The following is a 15876-nucleotide window of genomic DNA, read 5'->3' on the forward strand; positions in this document are numbered from 1 at the left end:
CTCCCCGCTGTATCAGCTATTTCTCAACCGGCTGCATCTCGACAATCGTGCCGTTTGTGATCATCACCATCACGTATTTGTCGTTGATCTGCACCCACTGCGCCTGTTCGATCGGTGCTTTCAGGCCTTTGGCTTTCCAGTTTTTCAGCGCCTTGTCTTCGCGCTGATACATTTCCGGTGCGCGGTCGTTGACCTTCAGTTGGCGGTCGCTGGTCGGCGATTGCACTGAGGGGTCGGTGGAGGTTTGCGCCGCTTGAACAATGGGCGTGATCCCGGCAATGCCCGCAACGAGGGCCAGGCTGGCGATTAGGGTTTTGCTGTTCATCGGTGAACCTCTTTCAGATGAGTAGTACCTGAACTCCGACTGCGCGGCGCGGGAAACATTCCTTGTTTTTCTCGCGGGGCAGGCGGACAGCTTGACGCTGCCGACCTGGCCTGTGGCAAAAGGTGGCCTGCTGCCACACGACCCCTGTATTGCGCTAAGATGCCGCGCCCCTTTCAACCGTGTGAATAAGGACATCACCGTGAACACCACTCTCATCATCCTTTTGGTCGTCGCCGGCCTCCTCGCCCTTTACGCCATCCAGCTCTTCAATCGGCTCGTTGCCCGCCGCAATCAGATCAGCAATGCCTTTGCGCAACTCGAGGTACAACTCAAGCGTCGCTACGACCTGATCCCCAACCTGGTGGCAACTGCCAAAGGCTACATGGCCCACGAGCGCGAGACGCTGGAAGCGGTAATTGCCGCGCGCAACAACGCGGTTGCAGGCCTGCAGGCAGCTCAGGCGCAGCCGGGCAATGCGCAGAACATCGTCCAGCTCGGGCAGGCGGACACCGCGCTCAGCACTGCGATGGGCCGTTTGAACGTGACGGTCGAAGCCTATCCGGATCTCAAGGCTTCGCAGAACATGCAGCAATTGAGCGAGGAGCTGAGCAGCACCGAGAATAAGGTCAGTTTTGCTCGCCAGGCTTACAACGATGCGGTGATGACCTACAACACCCTCAAGCAGAGTTTTCCGGCTGCGCTGTTCGCGCCGCTTTTCGGCCATGCTGCCGATGCCTCGGTGCTGACGTTCGCCGACAGCGCCGCGATTCAGCAAGCACCACAGGTTTCGTTCTGACCCCAGCCAACGGATGGCACCATGAATTTTTTCCAACAACAGCGCCAGGCCAAGCGTCGCACCCTGCTGCTTATCGTTTTGATGGGATTGGCCGTCCTGAGTCTGATAGCCGTTTCCTGCGTGCTGATGACCATTCCTGTGGAGGATGGCGACGGCAATGTTCTCTTCGATCTGGAGATGAGCTGGGAGCTGATCGGATATGTGTCAGCGGTGGTGATCAGCGTCGTGCTGCTGGGCAGCACGGCGAAACATTCCGAGCTGTCGGCCGGCGGCAAAGTCATTGCCCGTGGCCTCAACGGCCGGCTGATCAACCATAACGCGCAAACCCTGGAAGAGCAGCGCCTGCTCAACGTTGTGGAAGAGATGGCGATCGCCTCAGGCACGGCCGTTCCCCCCGTCTATCTGTTGCCGGAGCTGGGCATCAACGCTTTCGCCGCAGGTATGACACCGCAAAACGCGGTGATCGGCGTGACTCAGGGCGCGATCAACCTGCTGACGCGCGAGGAGTTGCAAGGCGTCATTGCCCATGAGTTCAGCCACATCTACAACGGCGACATGCGCCTCAACACGCGGTTGATCGCAATCGTCCACGGCATCCTCGTGCTCGGGCTGACTGGAAGTTACATCCTGCGTGGCACCGACGCGGTGGGCAAAGAAGCCGCGCGCCGCAACAAATTTGTCGCATTCAGCGCGCTGGTCGGTTTTGTCCTGTGCGTTGCAGGATTTGCCGGGTCGTATTTCGGCAACCTGATCAAGGCAGCGATCGGGCGGCAGCGCGAGTTCCTCGCTGATGCGACGGCTGTGCAATACACGCGCAACCCGCAAAGCATCGCCGGTGCCCTGAAGAAAATCGGCGGCTATGAATTGGGCGCAACACTCAATGCCGCGCGTGCTGCCGAATTCAGCCATTTGTATTTCGGTTCGGGCACGTCTTCGTTCGACCTGATGGCCTCGCATCCGGATTTGAGCGAGCGGATACGCCGGGTTGATGCGCAATGGGATGGCAGCTTCGTGAAAATCGCCGCGCCTGCGGTGGAACTGCAGGCCAAACCCGACCTGCCGATATCGGATGCATTTGGCGGTGTTCCGGCTGCCGCCATGGCGGCGCTGTACGACCTGAGTGCGGCACAGGCGTCCGTTGCGGCGATCGGCGCGCCGCAGGCAGAGCATTTGATTGAGGCGCGCCGTGTGCTCGGCGATATTCCGCAGGTTCTCAGAGAGGCTGCGCGCAGCGTCGACGGCGCCCAAGCGATCGTCTACGGGTTGTTGTTGTCACGCTCGGCGCCTGTACTGGGCATGCAGCTCGATACACTGAGAGGGAGCGTCGACGATGCGGTATTCGAGCAACTGGAGCTGCTGCAAAATCCGCTGTTATCGCTGCAGCCCGGGCTGCGTTTGCCGTTGCTCGATCTGGCAACGCCGAGCCTGCAACAGCTCGGCAAAAGTTTCGCCAGAGTCGATGCCAACCTGATCGCGCTGATTGAAGCCGACAACGAAACCGAACTGCTTGAATGGACGCTGTTGCGCATCGTCGAGCGCAATGTGCTGGGCGCGGCACCGGTGCAGTTCAAGTTTGGCCTGTTCCAGTGTGCCGAAGAATTGTTGGCGCTGCTGAGCGCGCTGGCCCGTGCCGGACAAAACGATCAAGCGGCGGCCGCACAGGCACTGCAATCCGCCTGGCAGGGGCTTGCCTTCGAACAGCCGCAAGAGATACGCAAGGATCTCGAAGAGCTGATCGGCCTGGAAACCGCGCTCAATCGTCTGCGCCATCTCATGCCGGAAGAGCGCCCCGCCCTGCTCGATGCGATGACTCGCTGCGTAATGCACGACGGCGTGATCACCGTGGCCGAGGCGGAGCTGTTCCGGGCGGTTGCCGACCTGCTCGATTGTCCGCTACCGCCGTTTTTGAGTATCCCGGTGCAGGTTGATAACGGCGCAACGGAAGTTACTCGCGAACAGGGTGCCGTGGCGGCTACGGCTTAGACCGACTGATAATCCGACAGCACTGGCGCCTGACACACAGCTATCGTGAGCAGGCCCGCTCCCACAAAGGCGCCAAGCACTGAAGCCATTGATCCGCCCAACGCATCAATCCATGCCAATAATGCAATTAACAGATTGTTACATCTGCGCCACCATCCACCTCAATAAAAACCGTGCGCCGCTTCTGCGTAGCGCACGTCATAAAAGCGGTGGAGTACTTTTCTATGACAGCCTCAATCCCTACCAACGGCTCGCGGGCCGGTGCCATCTTCCGGGTGACCTCGGGCAACTTCCTCGAACAGTTCGACTTCTTTCTGTTCGGCTTCTACGCCACGCAGATCGCGGCGGTGTTCTTCCCGGCGAGCAGCGAGTTCGCCTCATTGATGATGACTTTCGCCGTATTTGGCGCAGGCTTCCTGATGCGCCCGTTGGGCGCCATCGTGCTCGGCGCGTACATCGATGATGTCGGCCGTCGCAAAGGCCTGATCGTCACCCTGTCGATCATGGCCAGCGGCACGATATTGATTGTGCTCGTGCCCGGATACGAAACCATTGGCCTGTTCGCTCCCGCGCTGGTGCTGATCGGCCGGTTGCTCCAAGGCTTCTCCGCCGGTGCGGAACTCGGTGGTGTTTCGGTGTATCTGTCCGAGATCGCCACGCCGGGTCGCAAAGGCTTTTTGACCGCTTGGCAGTCGGCCAGTCAACAAGTGGCGATCATTGTCGCGGCTGCACTGGGCTACGGTCTGAATCAGTGGATGGAGCCGCAAGCCGTGGCCGCGTGGGGCTGGCGCATTCCGTTTTTCGTCGGTTGCATGATCGTCCCGTTCATCTTCTTCCTGCGTCGTAACTTGGCGGAAACCGAAGAGTTCACCGCGCGCAAACACCGTCCAAGCATGCGCGAAGTGTTCCGAACGCTGGGCCAGAACTGGGGCGTGGTACTTGGCGGGATGCTGATGGTCGCGCTGACTACCACCGCGTTCTACCTGATCACCGTTTATGCGCCGACCTTCGGTAAAACCGTGCTGCACCTGAGCACTTCCGACGCGTTGCTGGTGACCCTGCTGGTGGGCGTATCGAACTTCTTCTGGCTGCCGATTGGAGGTGCATTGTCCGACCGTATCGGCCGTCGTCCGGTACTGATCGGTATGGCCTTGCTGGCGCTGGCCACGACTTATCCGGCGCTGTCGTTCCTGGTACAGGCGCCAAGCTTCACCAACATGCTGCTGTCGCTGCTGTGGCTGTCCTTCATCTATGGCTTGTACAACGGCGCGATGATTCCGGCGCTGACCGAAATCATGCCGGTTGAAGTGCGCGTTGCCGGTTTCTCCCTGGCCTACAGCCTGGCCACGGCGATCTTCGGCGGTTTCACCCCGGCAATGTCGACCTTCCTGATCCAGTACACCGGCGACAAAGCCGCGCCAGGTTACTGGATGAGCATCGGTGCCCTGTGCGCGCTGTGCGCCACGCTTTATCTGTACCGCCGTGCCGGTGGTCGTCTGCAACCTGTCGCGGCCTGAGGAAAAACTCGCCATGAAAAGACTCTTTACTGTCACCGCCCTGCTCGCCGGTCTCGCCTTCAATTTCGCGGCCCAGGCCGAAGAACTCAGCGTGATGACGTCGGGTGGTTTCACTGCTGCCTACAAGATCCTCGGGCCGAAATTCGCGGCCACCACTGGCAACACCCTGACCACCAGTCTCGGCCCGTCGATGGGCAAGGCGCCGGAAGCGATCCCCAATCGTCTGGCGCGCGGTGAGCACGCCGATGTGGTGATCATGGTCGGCTACGCCCTCGATGAGCTGATCAAACAAGGCAAGGTCGACCCGGCGTCCCGCGTTGAATTGGCGGATTCGCGGATCGGCATGGTGGTGCGCGAAGGCGCGGTGAAACCGGACATCAGCAGCGTCGACGGCCTGAAGAACACCCTGCTCGATGCGCAATCGGTGGCCTACTCCGACAGCGCCAGTGGCGTGTACATCGAGCAGCAGCTGTTCAAGAAAATCGGCATCGAAGATCAGCTGAAACCGAAAGCGAAGATGATTGCCAGGATCCCGGTCGGTTCGGTGGTTGCCACTGGCGACTATCAGCTGGGCTTCCAGCAGGTCAGTGAATTGCTGCCGGTGCCGGGCGTGAGCTTCGTCGCGAAGATTCCGGAATCGGTACAGTCGGTGACGCGTTTTGCCGCTGGCATTCCGGTCAAGGCCGAACATCCAGAAGAGGCCAAAGCCCTGCTCGCCTACCTCGCTGCACCCGCCGCTCAGGCTGACGTGCAGGCCACCGGGCTGGATTCGGTCAAGCGCTGATCGTTGGCGGCTGGACGCGCATTTCCACGATCAGCCGCTCCAGTTCCAATGCCGCCGGGGTCAGCGTGCGATCCCGGCGTTTGATGATGCCAACACTGCGCATCACCTGCGGCTCGGTCAGCGGCACCCGCGTCAGGATCGGATGATCCGGCCCGGGCATCGCCATCAACGGTACCGCCGCCACGCCCAAACCCGCCTCTACCAGCCCGATCATCGTCGTTACATGGCGCGTCTCGCAGATGCTCTGACGTTGCGGCACCACCCCACCCAAGGCCTGATCGAGCAGAAAGCGATTGCCGGAAGTCTTGTCCAGCGCGATGTAATCCTGCTGATAGAACTCGGCCCAGCTGACGCTGCTGCGCCCGGCCAGTGGATGATCGCGGCGGCAGGCTACAACGTAGCACTCCTGCACAAGCGGTTCGAACTCGACTTTGGCATCCTGCGTGCCGAGAAAACTCAATCCGAAATCCGCCTCGCCGTTGACCACTGCACTCAATACATCGTGCGCACTGGAATCGAGGACTTTGACTTTGATCCGCGGAAACTGCTGGTGATAGCGCGCGACCACGCGGGGCATGAAGTAGTACGCCGCCGAGGGCACGCAGGCGACGGTGACATGGCCCAAGCGGGTCGAGGCCACTTCGCTGATGCCGAGCAAAGCGATGTCGAGATCATCCAGCAAGCGCTCGACGCTGGGCATGAAGCCGCGCCCGGCCTGGGTCAGGCTGACCTTGCGCGTGGTGCGTTCGAACAGTTTGACTCCGAGTGCGTCTTCGAGCTTTTCAATGCGCCGGCTCAGCGCTGGCTGCGACAGGCGCACGGTATCGGCAGCCTTGCGGAAACTGCCCTGCTCGACCACCGCGCGAAAGGCTTGCAAGTCGTTGAGATCGAAGTTGATGGCCATGGCGTTTCCGGAAATTGATGCGCAGGGGTTATAAATGTAACCAGTTGATGCAAATTATTACAGCGGCACCGGAAATACCCTGTAGGAGCTGCCGCAGGCTGCGATCTTTTGATCTTGATTCTCTGAAGGTAAAAGCAAGATCAAAAGATCGCAGCCTCGTTGCACTCGGCAGCTCCTACAGGGGATCTTTGGTGGATCTGACATCCGGTCAACCCTTATCCTTGTCGCCCCGCTGTACCCGTAGTCAGGAGTCGTTCCATGCCCCATGAAGGCAATCTGTTGCAAGCCGCTGTCGTGTTTCTGTTCGCGGCGGTGCTCACCGTGCCTTTGGCCAAACGTCTGCAACTGGGCGCTGTGCTCGGTTATCTGTTTGCCGGGGTGATCATCGGCCCATCGGTGCTGGGCCTGATCGGCAACCCGCAAAGCGTTGCGCATATCTCCGAGCTGGGCGTGGTGTTGCTGCTGTTTATCATCGGCCTCGAACTGTCGCCGCGGCGCTTGTGGGTGATGCGCAAATCGGTGTTCGGCGTCGGTCTGGCGCAGGTGCTGCTGACCGCGTCGGTGATCGGTGTGCTGGCACTGACGGTGTTCGGCCAGCCGCTCAACAGCGCCATTGTGCTAGGCCTCGGGCTGGCGCTCTCATCTACAGCGTTTGGCCTGCAGAGCCTCGCCGAACGCAAGGAGCTGACCAGCCCTCACGGGCGGCTGGCTTTTGCGATTCTGCTGTTTCAGGACATCGCCGCGATTCCGTTGATTGCCCTGGTGCCGATGCTCGCCGGCGTCGATCATCACACCAGCACCGCCGACGATATTCGTCACAGCCTGCAGGTGCTCGGCGGCATCGCCGTGGTGGTGATCGGCGGGCGGTATCTGCTGCGTCCGGTGTTCCGCGTGGTGGCGAAAACCGGTCTGCCGGAAGTGTCCACCGCCACCGCATTGCTGGTGGTGATCGGCACGGCGTGGCTGATGGATCTGGTCGGCGTATCGATGGCGCTGGGGGCCTTTCTCGCCGGTCTGCTGCTGGCGGATTCGGAATACCGGCATGAACTCGAAGCGCAGATCGAACCGTTCAAGGGCCTGCTGCTCGGGTTGTTTTTCATCAGCGTCGGCATGGGCGCCAATCTCAGCTTGTTGTTGAGTAGCCCGAGCACCGTGTTAGGCCTGACCCTGCTGCTGATCGGCCTGAAATTGCCGCTGCTGTTTGTCGTCGGGCGCCTGGCGGGCGGGCTGAACAAGATCAGCGCGATCCGCCTCGGCATCGTTCTGGCTGCTGGCGGGGAATTTGCGTTTGTAGTGTTCAAGATCGGCCGCGATCAAGGCTTGTTCGAGCCGCGTCTGTACGACTTGCTGGTGCTGACCATTACCCTGTCGATGGCGTTGACGCCGTTGTTGCTGTTGATCTGCGCACGCCTGGTCAGCCCGAAAGTGCAGCCGGTGGAAGTGCCGGAGAAATTCCGCGAGATCGACACCGAAGCGCCGCGCGTGGTGATTGCCGGCATGGGCCGGATGGGTCAGATCGTGGCGCGGATTCTGCGCGCGCAGAACATCAAGTTCGTCGCGCTGGACACCTCGGTGGAAACCATCGAGCTGTCACGCAGCTTCGGCGGTGTGCCGGTGTTCTATGGCGACCCGATGCGCCCGGAAATCCTGCATGCGGCGAAGGTTGGCGAGGCGGAATATTTCGTCATCGCCACGGACGATCCGGAGACCAACATCAAAACTGCCGAAGTGGTGCACAAGCTCTATCCGCACATGAAAATCATCGCCCGCGCGCGCAACCGCCAGCATGTCCATCGCCTCGTTGATGTCGGCGCCGAAGCGATTCGTGAGACCTATTATTCGAGCCTGGAAATGAGCCGGCGCACGCTGGTCGGCCTCGGTCTGACGCAGGCCCAGGCCGATGCGAGGATCAAGCGTTTCAAGCATCACGACGAACAGGTGCTGGAGGCGCAACACGCGGTCTACGATGACGCCGCCAAAGTCCTGCAGACCGCCCAGGAAGCCCGGGCGGAACTGGCCAAATTGTTCGAATCCGATCAGCTCGAAGAACAAGCCCGCAAGTCCTGATCGTGCCTTGCGCAGATCCAACTGTGGGAGCGAGCCTGCTTGATTGTTCCCACGCTCCGCGTGGTAACACAGCCCGGGACGCTCCGCGTTCCACTTCCCGAGCTGTAACGCGGAGCGTCCCTTGAGGCATTCCCACGCAGAGCGTGGGAACGATCATGTGGGAGAGGGTCAGGCCAGTTCCACCGCGGATGCTGGCTCGACGGCTGCAACTGCAAACCGATCCGCCAGAAACGGTGCGATATCGAGCGGCAGCGGCTCGTCATTCACCAGTTTGTCCAGCAACACACCGGTGATTGCCGACGTCAGGATCCCGGTGCGGAAGTGCCCGCAAGCATTCAGGTAACCTTCCACCCCACGCATCGGGCCGAGGATTGGCAATTCATCCGGCGACCCCGGGCGCAGTCCAGCCCAGGTGCGTTTCAGATTGACGTCCGCCAGCTCCGGCAAGCAGCGCACCGCGCCCTGCACCAGCCCGGCGATTTCCGGATAGGTGGTGGTGACGTCGAAGCCTTTGTCTTCGGTGGTGCTGCCGATGAGGATTTCGCCGTTGTCCTTTTGCGCCACGTAGCAATCGCTGGTGGTCAGGCAGCCGTTGAGGATTTTCGGCATGCGTTCGGTGAGCAGAATCTGCCCTTTCACCGGTTTCACCGGAATACGAATCCCCGTCGCCCACTCGCTCAAGTCCGCCGCCCAGGCACCAGCGGCGTTGATCAGCGTCTTGCAATGAAACACCCCCGCCTCGGCCGTCTGCACGCCGGTTACGCGTGTGCCGTGATGCAACACGCCAGTGACGTTGGTGTTGACGAAGATGTCGACCCCGTTCTGCCGCGCGCCCTCCTGATAGGCATCAGCGAGGCGGAACGGACTGACCTGATGATCGCAGAGAAACTCCAGCGCCCCTTGCGCCTCATGGCTGACACTCGGTTCCGCTGCGCGCAACGCCGCCTGATCGAGCCAGCGCACCTGATCGGCGAGATGCGCAATGCAGCCGACGATGTGCTCGGCGTAGAGCCGGTCTTCGTCGTCATAAATCACGAACTTCAGCCCGGTCTTCTCGAACTTGCAATCCATGCCGTGATTGTCTTTCAGCTCACGGTGCAACGCCGGGTACAGCGCGTTGGATTGCAAAGCAAAATCGAAAAACGATTCCGGCAAGATGTGCGGCGTACTCGCGTCCACCGCTACCGCCGCACCCTGGGTTGCGCGCTTGCGATTGGCCGACATCATGCGAAAGAAGATCACCCCACAGCCGAGGCCGACCGACTCGCCGATCGCCCATAAACCACCAGCCGAGGCGCGGGTCGCGTTGCCGGGGCGTTTGGCATCGATCAGCGCCACCTTGAGGTTTTTGCGTTTGGACAATTGGTAGGCGCAGGACGCGCCGATCACGCCGCCACCGGCAATGACCACGTCGTAGAACTTACTCATGGCAAGCGCCCTCCTTACCGAAGGACTGAAACGCGGAAAAAGGCACTGGATCAATCGGGAAACGTGGGCGCAGCCAACCGACATCCTGGCGTCCGGTGGCCTGCCGCAGGCGGTCGCTGCAATAGCCGACACACATCCGTCCCTGACAATCGCCCATGCTCACGCGAGTACGCATTTTCAGGCTGGCGATGTCCTGCACGCCCTGCTCCAGCGCCAGATCGATGTCGGCGCGGGTTGCGTGTTCGCAGCGGCAAATCACTGTGTCGGCTGCGGGCAAAGCAGTCTGGCCAACACCGCGCTCGGTGTAGCGATCCACCGCCGCACGAAAGCGCACGATGGCTCTGAGTTTGCTCGCGTAACGGTCGCGGCGCACCCGGGCCAGTTCGGCGTCGAGCACACCGCGTTGCAGGAGGATCGAAGTGGCGGCGATCTTGCCGGCGAGAATCGCCGCTTCGCCGCCGCGGATCCCGCCCATGTCGCCGGCCAGATGCACATGCGCCACGTTGCTTTGCTGCCAGACATTGGCGTGCGCACGCAGGTAGCCATCGTCGCTGAAGCCGTGATCAAGGCCCATCTGCTGGCTCAATTGCGTGCGCGGAATAAAACCGTAACCGACCGCCAGCGTCTGCGCTTCGAAACGCTCGACCCGCGACAGATCCGCCTCCCACGCCGACGAATACGGCGCGACGCTGACGCTTTTCAATTCGCCTTCACCATGGGCCTCCACCACCCCCCAACCGTAGTTCATCGCAATGCCATGCAATTTGAGATAAGCGAGCATGCTCAAGCCGTCGAGAAACAGCTGCGGCTTGTTCAGCAACGCCAGACTCTCGCGGGCGATTTTGCCGAACGCACAAGCTTCGTAAACGCCAGCGACGCGCACGCCAGAGGCATGCAATTGGGTCGCCACCAGCGGCAGCAGCGGCCCGGTGCCGGCGATGATCACCGGCCCTTGCGGCTTGACCACGCCACTCTTGATCTGCAGCTGAAGGCCGCCAAGCAGGATGACGCCAGGCAACGTCCAGCCGGGAAACGGTACGCTGCGTTCATGGCAGCCGGCGGCCAGCAATACTTGCGGATAAGCCATCTCGTGCAGCTGCTCATCGCCATCGAGCACCACCAGCGCGCGGGTGCCTTCGGCGCCGACCACGCGATGGTTGAGACGCACGTCGATCAGGGCCGAATGCTGCTGAAACTCACCGTGCAACTTGTCCAGCGCTTCGCAATAGCGCGGGCCGAGATAATCCATTTGCACCCCATCACGCAACGGCCCTCGATAGACCACGCCGCCGAGGCGCGAAGCCTCCTCGAGCAAAGTGCAACGCACCCCGTGGCGCGCCAGTTCGGTGGCCGCTGCCATACCCGCCGGCCCGCCGCCGACGATTATCGGTTGCAGGCTCATACGACCTCCTGCCCGACGACGCGGTTGACTCGGGTTTCAATCTGCATGCCGTCGCGCACCACGGTCTGGCAGGCGCGGCGCTTGTGGCGACCGTCGATTTTTACCAGACAGCACTGGCACACGCCCATGCCGCAGTAGGCGCCGCTGATCTGGTCGTGATCATTGCGTGCGATCTGGCGCACGCCGAGGGACTGGATGACGCTGAGGACGGTTTCGCCGATGGCGGCGCTGACCGCTTGGCCATTGATGTGCACGGTCATGTCCGCCTGCACCAAGGGCTGGATATCGAAGGTTCTTTCTAGGCAGTTCATTACGGTGTTCGTCCGTGAAGATTCAGTTGAGGTTGTGACAGCTCCTTGCTGCACTACGCCTCGTCGACGTTTTCATGGCTCTGCTTTCAACGTCGACGCGGATACTTCGTCAGCGCAACAAGGTGCGCGAGAAGCACTGTAGCTCATACCTCAGCAAAGGCCTGGGTCAATTACGGTAGGCGATACAGCCGCGCAAAATATTGACCCAGGCCAGTGAAAATGGCGGGACGTGCAACGATCAGTCGGAGAAGACGAACTGGCCTTTGATCTTCTTTGCGCCGACCAATGCAAGGTCAGGGAACAACAGCGATTTGACCCATGCCGCGTAAAACACCATGGCCAGAATGAAGAGTGCACCGAGCACAGTCGACACGGGTTCTTCGCTGAAACCTACAAATTCCCGCGGAATCTGGCTGATCGTGAACGTGATATAGATCGTGTAAACCAGCGCTATTCCCTTGTAGAACCCCCACGCAAACAAAAACGGAATCACGCCAATAATCAACACCATGAACAGTGCCATAGCGATGCCGCCGTCATTGATCTGAAGCAGGCCGGCAATCGTTCCAAGCAGCCCCATCATGCTGATCAGCGTGACCAGCACATTGACTTTGACCGAATGCCTTTTTCTGAGGACTGGATCCGGGTGTGCGCCGATCCAGGTCGCTAAGACTCTATCCTTCACTTTGCCACCCGCCAGGGCCTTGAACGTTTCGGCCCGGGAATGTCCGGCAGCAAGCATTGCGCCGACCTGGCGTTTAATTTCCTTCTTGTCCAACTGACTCATCCTTAAACAGATAAAGCGGACCGCCCGCTTCGCTAAGCGATTTTCGCTGCAGCGCTCGCTAAAAAGCAAAAAGCCGCTTCACCCGAAGATGAAAGCGGCAGAGGCATCCTGCCTCAGAGGGAATCAGTGTACGAACAGAGCGATCAGGATGATGATCGGGATCGGTACGCCGAGGAAGAACAACAGTAGTGAGCGCATGGTGACTCTCCTTTTTTAACGGACCGGAGTGGTAGTGGTATAGGTGTCGACTTCGACGTACTCGACCGCATCGCGACGACGACCGCCAAAGGTGGCTGCGAGGCTGGCGAAGAACGCACCGGCCAGTAGCGCAACGAACATCCACAGCGAGGTGTAGGCCGCGACCTTGGCGGCGGTGTCTGCAGCTTGCTGGGCTTTCAGCTTGGCGTCAGCGATGGCTTTCTGCGTGTTGGCGTAAATCTCGTCGACACGGCGTTCGGCATCGGCCTGGCTCAGATTGGTGCGTTGCGATACCAGTTGCGCGAGGTAGGTACGGTCTTCGGCGCTGAGCTGACCGTTGGCCAGGCTCTGGGCGAAGATTCGGGTCACGGTGCCGCGTGCGGCGTCGTCACTGACGGCAGCAGGACGATCATCACGGAACAGGCTGTCGACGAAGTAGCCGTACTGATCGCTGTCAGTATTGGCTGCGGCAGAACCGGCGGCCTGGCTCATCGCCCCGGCGGCACCGCCGACAACATTGGCACCGGCCTGCACACCGCCGCTGACGACACTGCTGACCGAACCCACCACCAACACAGCGGTTACCAAAGTGGCAACGCACCAGGCGAGGAAGCCGTGGGCGGTGTCGCGAAAATACACTTCATCGCCGTGCATGTTCGCCCACTTCACGCGCAGACGGCCGGCAATGTAGCCGCCCATGCCGGAAGCAATGATCTGGGTCACCGCCAGCCAGACAATCGTCGAAATGCCCAGGCCCTTGGCGCTGACGCCCTCTCCGGCCCACGGTGAAACGGCCGAAAAGCCCAGGCCGAACCCGAGCAGTACCAAAATCATCGACAGTGCGGCCGCCGCCGCAGCACCTGCGAAGATCGCGCCCCAGGACACGCCCGACACGCTGCTCGACTCTTCCACGGCAGGATAATAGCCATCAGGGGATCTATTCATTGTTGTACTGCTCCAGGCATGAAAAATGATGTTACAACTCGTCATGAGAGGAATTGCAGTGACCGTGCCAGTTACCACGTCTGGATAAATCGTTTCTTTTCAACAAGTTATAAAATTTGAACTTCGCCACTCCGTGCAATTTGCAATAAACGGCTAGCCGCTGCGGGTTTTCTGCATTGATGACGGAGGGTCAAATCCGATCAGTTCTGATTTACCGCAGCGACGAAGATGAAAGTTAATTTAAAGCGTCACGGTAATTTCTTGGCAAAATGCTGCCATTGCATTTGAACCGATCAGCAGGCCTGTCTATGACTCGTATCTTGACCATCGAAGACGACGCCGTAACCGCGCGGGAAATCGTTGCCGAACTCAGCAGCCACGGGCTGGACGTCGACTGGGTCGACAATGGCCGCGAGGGCCTGGACCGTGCCGTCAGCGGCAACTACGACCTGATCACCCTCGACCGCATGTTGCCCGAACTCGATGGCCTGGCCATCGTCACCACCTTGCGCACCATGGGCGTGGCGACGCCGATTCTGATGATCAGCGCCCTCTCCGATGTCGACGAGCGCGTGCGCGGCTTGCGCGCTGGCGGCGATGACTACCTGACCAAACCGTTCGCAACCGATGAAATGGCCGCGCGGGTCGAAGTGTTGCTGCGCCGACAGAACAGCGTCGCCACCCAGGCCACCACACTAAAAGTTGCCGACCTCGAACTGGACCTGATCAGCCACGAAGCCCGACGCGCCGGGCAGGTGCTGACGCTGCTGCCGACCGAATACAAACTGCTCGAGTTCCTGATGCGCAACAGCGGCCAGATCCTGTCGCGGATGATGATTTTCGAAGAAGTCTGGGGTTATCACTTCGACCCGGGCACCAACCTGATCGACGTGCACATCGGCCGTCTGCGCAAGAAGATCGACGCAGCCGGCAACGTTCCGCTGATCCGCACGGTACGGGGCTCCGGCTATGTCATTGCCGAACCCGTCTGACGGCTGGCGCTCCTCCAGCAGCCGCTTGCTGGCGCTGTACAGCTCGCTGTTCGTGGCGTGGAGCGCGATCCTCATGGGGGTCATGTATTACGAGGTATCCGGCTACCTCGACAAACTGGCCAAACATTCGTTGATGCAACGTCAGCATCTGTTTTCGCACTTTCGCGGCGAGCAACTCGAAGACGCCCTCGCCGCCAGCATGACCTTCGACATTCGCGGCATCGATGCCTACGGCCTGTTCAGCGCTGACGGCGTTTATCTGGGCGGTGCACTCCAGCAAATTCCCGAAGGGCTGCCGCTGGATGGCAAGATCCATATGCTCGCCGAGTGCGCCGATTCCGATGACCCGACCCTGCCGAACGACAGCTGCGATGCTGTGGCCACCCAGACTCGCGACGGTCGCTGGCTGGTGCTGCTGCGTGACAACGGCTCGCTGTTCGCGGTGACGCGGATCATTTTGCACGCGTTGTTCTGGGGCGTGTCGTTGACGATCATTCCCGGGGTCGCCGGTTGGCATCTGCTGCGGCGTCGACCGTTGCAGCGCATTCGCGCGATCCAGAACAGCGCCCAGGCCATCGTTGCCGGTGACCTGACGCACCGCTTGCCGCTGTCCAATCGCCGCGATGAACTGGACATGCTCGCCGCCATCGTCAACGCCATGCTCGAGCGCATCGAGCGCTTGATGAACGAGGTCAAAGGCGTCTGCGACAACATCGCCCATGACCTGCGCACACCGCTGACGCGCTTGCGTGCGCAGTTGTACCGCATGCAGCAACAGGCCGGCGAAGGTTCGCAGCAAGCGGCGCAACTGGATTTGGTGCTGGCTGAAGCAGACACGCTGATGGCACGCTTTCGCGGTTTGCTGCGGATTTCCGAACTGGAAGATCGCCAGCGCCGCTCAGGTTTCGTCGAACTCGACCCGGCGCAGTTGCTGGAAGAGTTGCACGAGTTCTATCTGCCGCTGGCCGAGGAAGGCGATCTGCGTTTCCAGCTGAACATGCCGGAAACGCTGCCGCCGCTCAATGGCGACCGCGCTTTGTTGTTCGAAGCGCTGGCGAATCTGCTGAGCAACTCGATCAAATTCACCCCGCCCGGCGGCACGGTGATGTTGCGCGGGGTCAATGCAGGTGGGCACACGCGGATCGAGGTTCATGATTCAGGGCCGGGGATACCCGAGGCTGAACGAGAGGCAGTTTTCCAGCGGTTTTATCGCACCGAGGGCGGCCAGCCGCAAAGTGGTTTTGGCTTGGGGCTGTCGATCGTTGCGGCAATTGTCAGCCTGCACGGCTTCAATCTTGAGGTCGGCAGCAGTGATCTGGGCGGAGCGAAACTGCTGCTGGATTGTCGGCCGAGTCTGATCAGCCAGGCCTGAGCATTGAAATACGACCAAATGTGGGAGCGCGAGCAAGCCCGCTCCCATAGGGGCCGTGTAAGGTT

At 60.6% G+C, this 15876-nt stretch carries 14 protein-coding genes; 7 read left to right on the top strand and 7 right to left on the bottom strand.

Annotated features, from left to right (window positions below; translation table 11 throughout):
* Window positions 1-16 precede the first annotated feature (16 nt).
* On the bottom strand, window positions 17-325 hold the full coding sequence (locus tag CXF97_RS27260; RefSeq protein WP_101162583.1) for an RcnB family protein: 309 nt from the start codon (window positions 323-325) through the stop codon (window positions 17-19).
* 199 nt (window positions 326-524) lie between these two features.
* Between CXF97_RS27260 and CXF97_RS27265 the strand changes: the two genes are divergently transcribed.
* The 4 genes from CXF97_RS27265 (at window position 525) to CXF97_RS27280 (ending at window position 5405) form a co-directional block, all read left to right on the top strand.
* Window positions 525-1121, top strand: a complete 597-nt coding sequence (locus CXF97_RS27265; protein WP_178081245.1) for a LemA family protein — start codon at window positions 525-527, stop codon at window positions 1119-1121.
* A gap of 21 nt (window positions 1122-1142) precedes the next feature.
* Complete coding sequence (locus tag CXF97_RS27270; RefSeq protein ID WP_101162584.1) at window positions 1143-3104, top strand: M48 family metallopeptidase; 1962 nt, start codon at window positions 1143-1145, stop codon at window positions 3102-3104.
* 224 nt (window positions 3105-3328) lie between these two features.
* Complete coding sequence (locus CXF97_RS27275) at window positions 3329-4621, top strand: MFS transporter (RefSeq protein WP_101162585.1); 1293 nt, start codon at window positions 3329-3331, stop codon at window positions 4619-4621.
* Between the two features lie 13 nt (window positions 4622-4634).
* A complete protein-coding gene (locus CXF97_RS27280; protein WP_101162586.1) occupies window positions 4635-5405 on the top strand; it encodes a substrate-binding domain-containing protein in 771 nt (256 codons plus the stop codon).
* Here CXF97_RS27280 and CXF97_RS27285 read toward each other — a convergent pair.
* On the bottom strand, window positions 5395-6309 hold the full coding sequence (locus tag CXF97_RS27285; RefSeq protein WP_101162587.1) for a LysR family transcriptional regulator: 915 nt from the start codon (window positions 6307-6309) through the stop codon (window positions 5395-5397). The genes CXF97_RS27280 and CXF97_RS27285 overlap by 11 nt on opposite strands.
* Window positions 6310-6567: 258 nt before the next feature.
* On the opposite strand from CXF97_RS27285, the gene CXF97_RS27290 reads away from it, so the two are divergent.
* On the top strand, window positions 6568-8376 hold the full coding sequence (locus CXF97_RS27290; RefSeq protein WP_101162588.1) for a monovalent cation:proton antiporter-2 (CPA2) family protein: 1809 nt from the start codon (window positions 6568-6570) through the stop codon (window positions 8374-8376).
* A 168-nt stretch (window positions 8377-8544) separates the two neighbouring features.
* Here the strand turns inward: CXF97_RS27290 and hcnC are convergent, their stop codons facing one another.
* The 5 genes from hcnC to CXF97_RS27315 form a co-directional block, all read right to left on the bottom strand.
* On the bottom strand, window positions 8545-9804 hold the full coding sequence (hcnC, locus tag CXF97_RS27295; RefSeq protein ID WP_101162589.1) for a cyanide-forming glycine dehydrogenase subunit HcnC: 1260 nt from the start codon (window positions 9802-9804) through the stop codon (window positions 8545-8547).
* Window positions 9797-11206: a cyanide-forming glycine dehydrogenase subunit HcnB gene (hcnB, locus tag CXF97_RS27300; protein WP_101162590.1), complete on the bottom strand. Its 1410-nt coding sequence runs from the start codon at window positions 11204-11206 to the stop codon at window positions 9797-9799. Before hcnB ends, hcnC begins: the two co-directional genes overlap by 8 nt.
* Window positions 11203-11517, bottom strand: coding sequence for a (2Fe-2S)-binding protein (locus CXF97_RS27305; protein ID WP_101162591.1), 315 nt, complete (start codon window positions 11515-11517; stop codon window positions 11203-11205). Before CXF97_RS27305 ends, hcnB begins: the two co-directional genes overlap by 4 nt.
* Window positions 11518-11755: 238 nt before the next feature.
* Entirely contained in the window at window positions 11756-12295 is a 540-nt protein-coding gene (locus tag CXF97_RS27310; protein ID WP_101162592.1) for a hypothetical protein, read from the bottom strand.
* 222 nt (window positions 12296-12517) lie between these two features.
* A complete protein-coding gene (locus CXF97_RS27315) occupies window positions 12518-13447 on the bottom strand; it encodes a hypothetical protein (protein WP_016775227.1) in 930 nt (309 codons plus the stop codon).
* 308 nt (window positions 13448-13755) lie between these two features.
* On the opposite strand from CXF97_RS27315, the gene CXF97_RS27320 reads away from it, so the two are divergent.
* On the top strand, window positions 13756-14439 hold the full coding sequence (locus tag CXF97_RS27320; RefSeq protein ID WP_039762250.1) for a response regulator transcription factor: 684 nt from the start codon (window positions 13756-13758) through the stop codon (window positions 14437-14439).
* Complete coding sequence (locus CXF97_RS27325) at window positions 14417-15811, top strand: HAMP domain-containing sensor histidine kinase (protein ID WP_101162593.1); 1395 nt, start codon at window positions 14417-14419, stop codon at window positions 15809-15811. The genes CXF97_RS27320 and CXF97_RS27325 overlap by 23 nt, the downstream gene beginning before the upstream one ends.
* Window positions 15812-15876 lie beyond the last annotated feature (65 nt).

It is taken from the genome of Pseudomonas sp. Choline-02u-1 (assembly GCF_002836515.1).
Classification (GTDB): Bacteria; Pseudomonadota; Gammaproteobacteria; order Pseudomonadales; family Pseudomonadaceae; genus Aquipseudomonas.

Coding starts and splice junctions, on each gene's coding strand:
- CXF97_RS27290 (WP_101162588.1), top strand. CDS start 6,568: ATGCCCCATGAAGGCAATCTGTTGCAAGCCGCTGTCGTGTTTCTGTTC.
- CXF97_RS27280 (WP_101162586.1), top strand. CDS start 4,635: ATGAAAAGACTCTTTACTGTCACCGCCCTGCTCGCCGGTCTCGCCTTC.
- CXF97_RS27315 (WP_016775227.1), bottom strand. CDS start 13,447: ATGAATAGATCCCCTGATGGCTATTATCCTGCCGTGGAAGAGTCGAGC.
- CXF97_RS27285 (WP_101162587.1), bottom strand. CDS start 6,309: ATGGCCATCAACTTCGATCTCAACGACTTGCAAGCCTTTCGCGCGGTG.
- CXF97_RS27325 (WP_101162593.1), top strand. CDS start 14,417: ATGTCATTGCCGAACCCGTCTGACGGCTGGCGCTCCTCCAGCAGCCGC.
- CXF97_RS27260 (WP_101162583.1), bottom strand. CDS start 325: ATGAACAGCAAAACCCTAATCGCCAGCCTGGCCCTCGTTGCGGGCATT.
- hcnC (WP_101162589.1), bottom strand. CDS start 9,804: ATGAGTAAGTTCTACGACGTGGTCATTGCCGGTGGCGGCGTGATCGGC.
- hcnB (WP_101162590.1), bottom strand. CDS start 11,206: ATGAGCCTGCAACCGATAATCGTCGGCGGCGGGCCGGCGGGTATGGCA.
- CXF97_RS27275 (WP_101162585.1), top strand. CDS start 3,329: ATGACAGCCTCAATCCCTACCAACGGCTCGCGGGCCGGTGCCATCTTC.
- CXF97_RS27305 (WP_101162591.1), bottom strand. CDS start 11,517: ATGAACTGCCTAGAAAGAACCTTCGATATCCAGCCCTTGGTGCAGGCG.
- CXF97_RS27320 (WP_039762250.1), top strand. CDS start 13,756: ATGACTCGTATCTTGACCATCGAAGACGACGCCGTAACCGCGCGGGAA.
- CXF97_RS27270 (WP_101162584.1), top strand. CDS start 1,143: ATGAATTTTTTCCAACAACAGCGCCAGGCCAAGCGTCGCACCCTGCTG.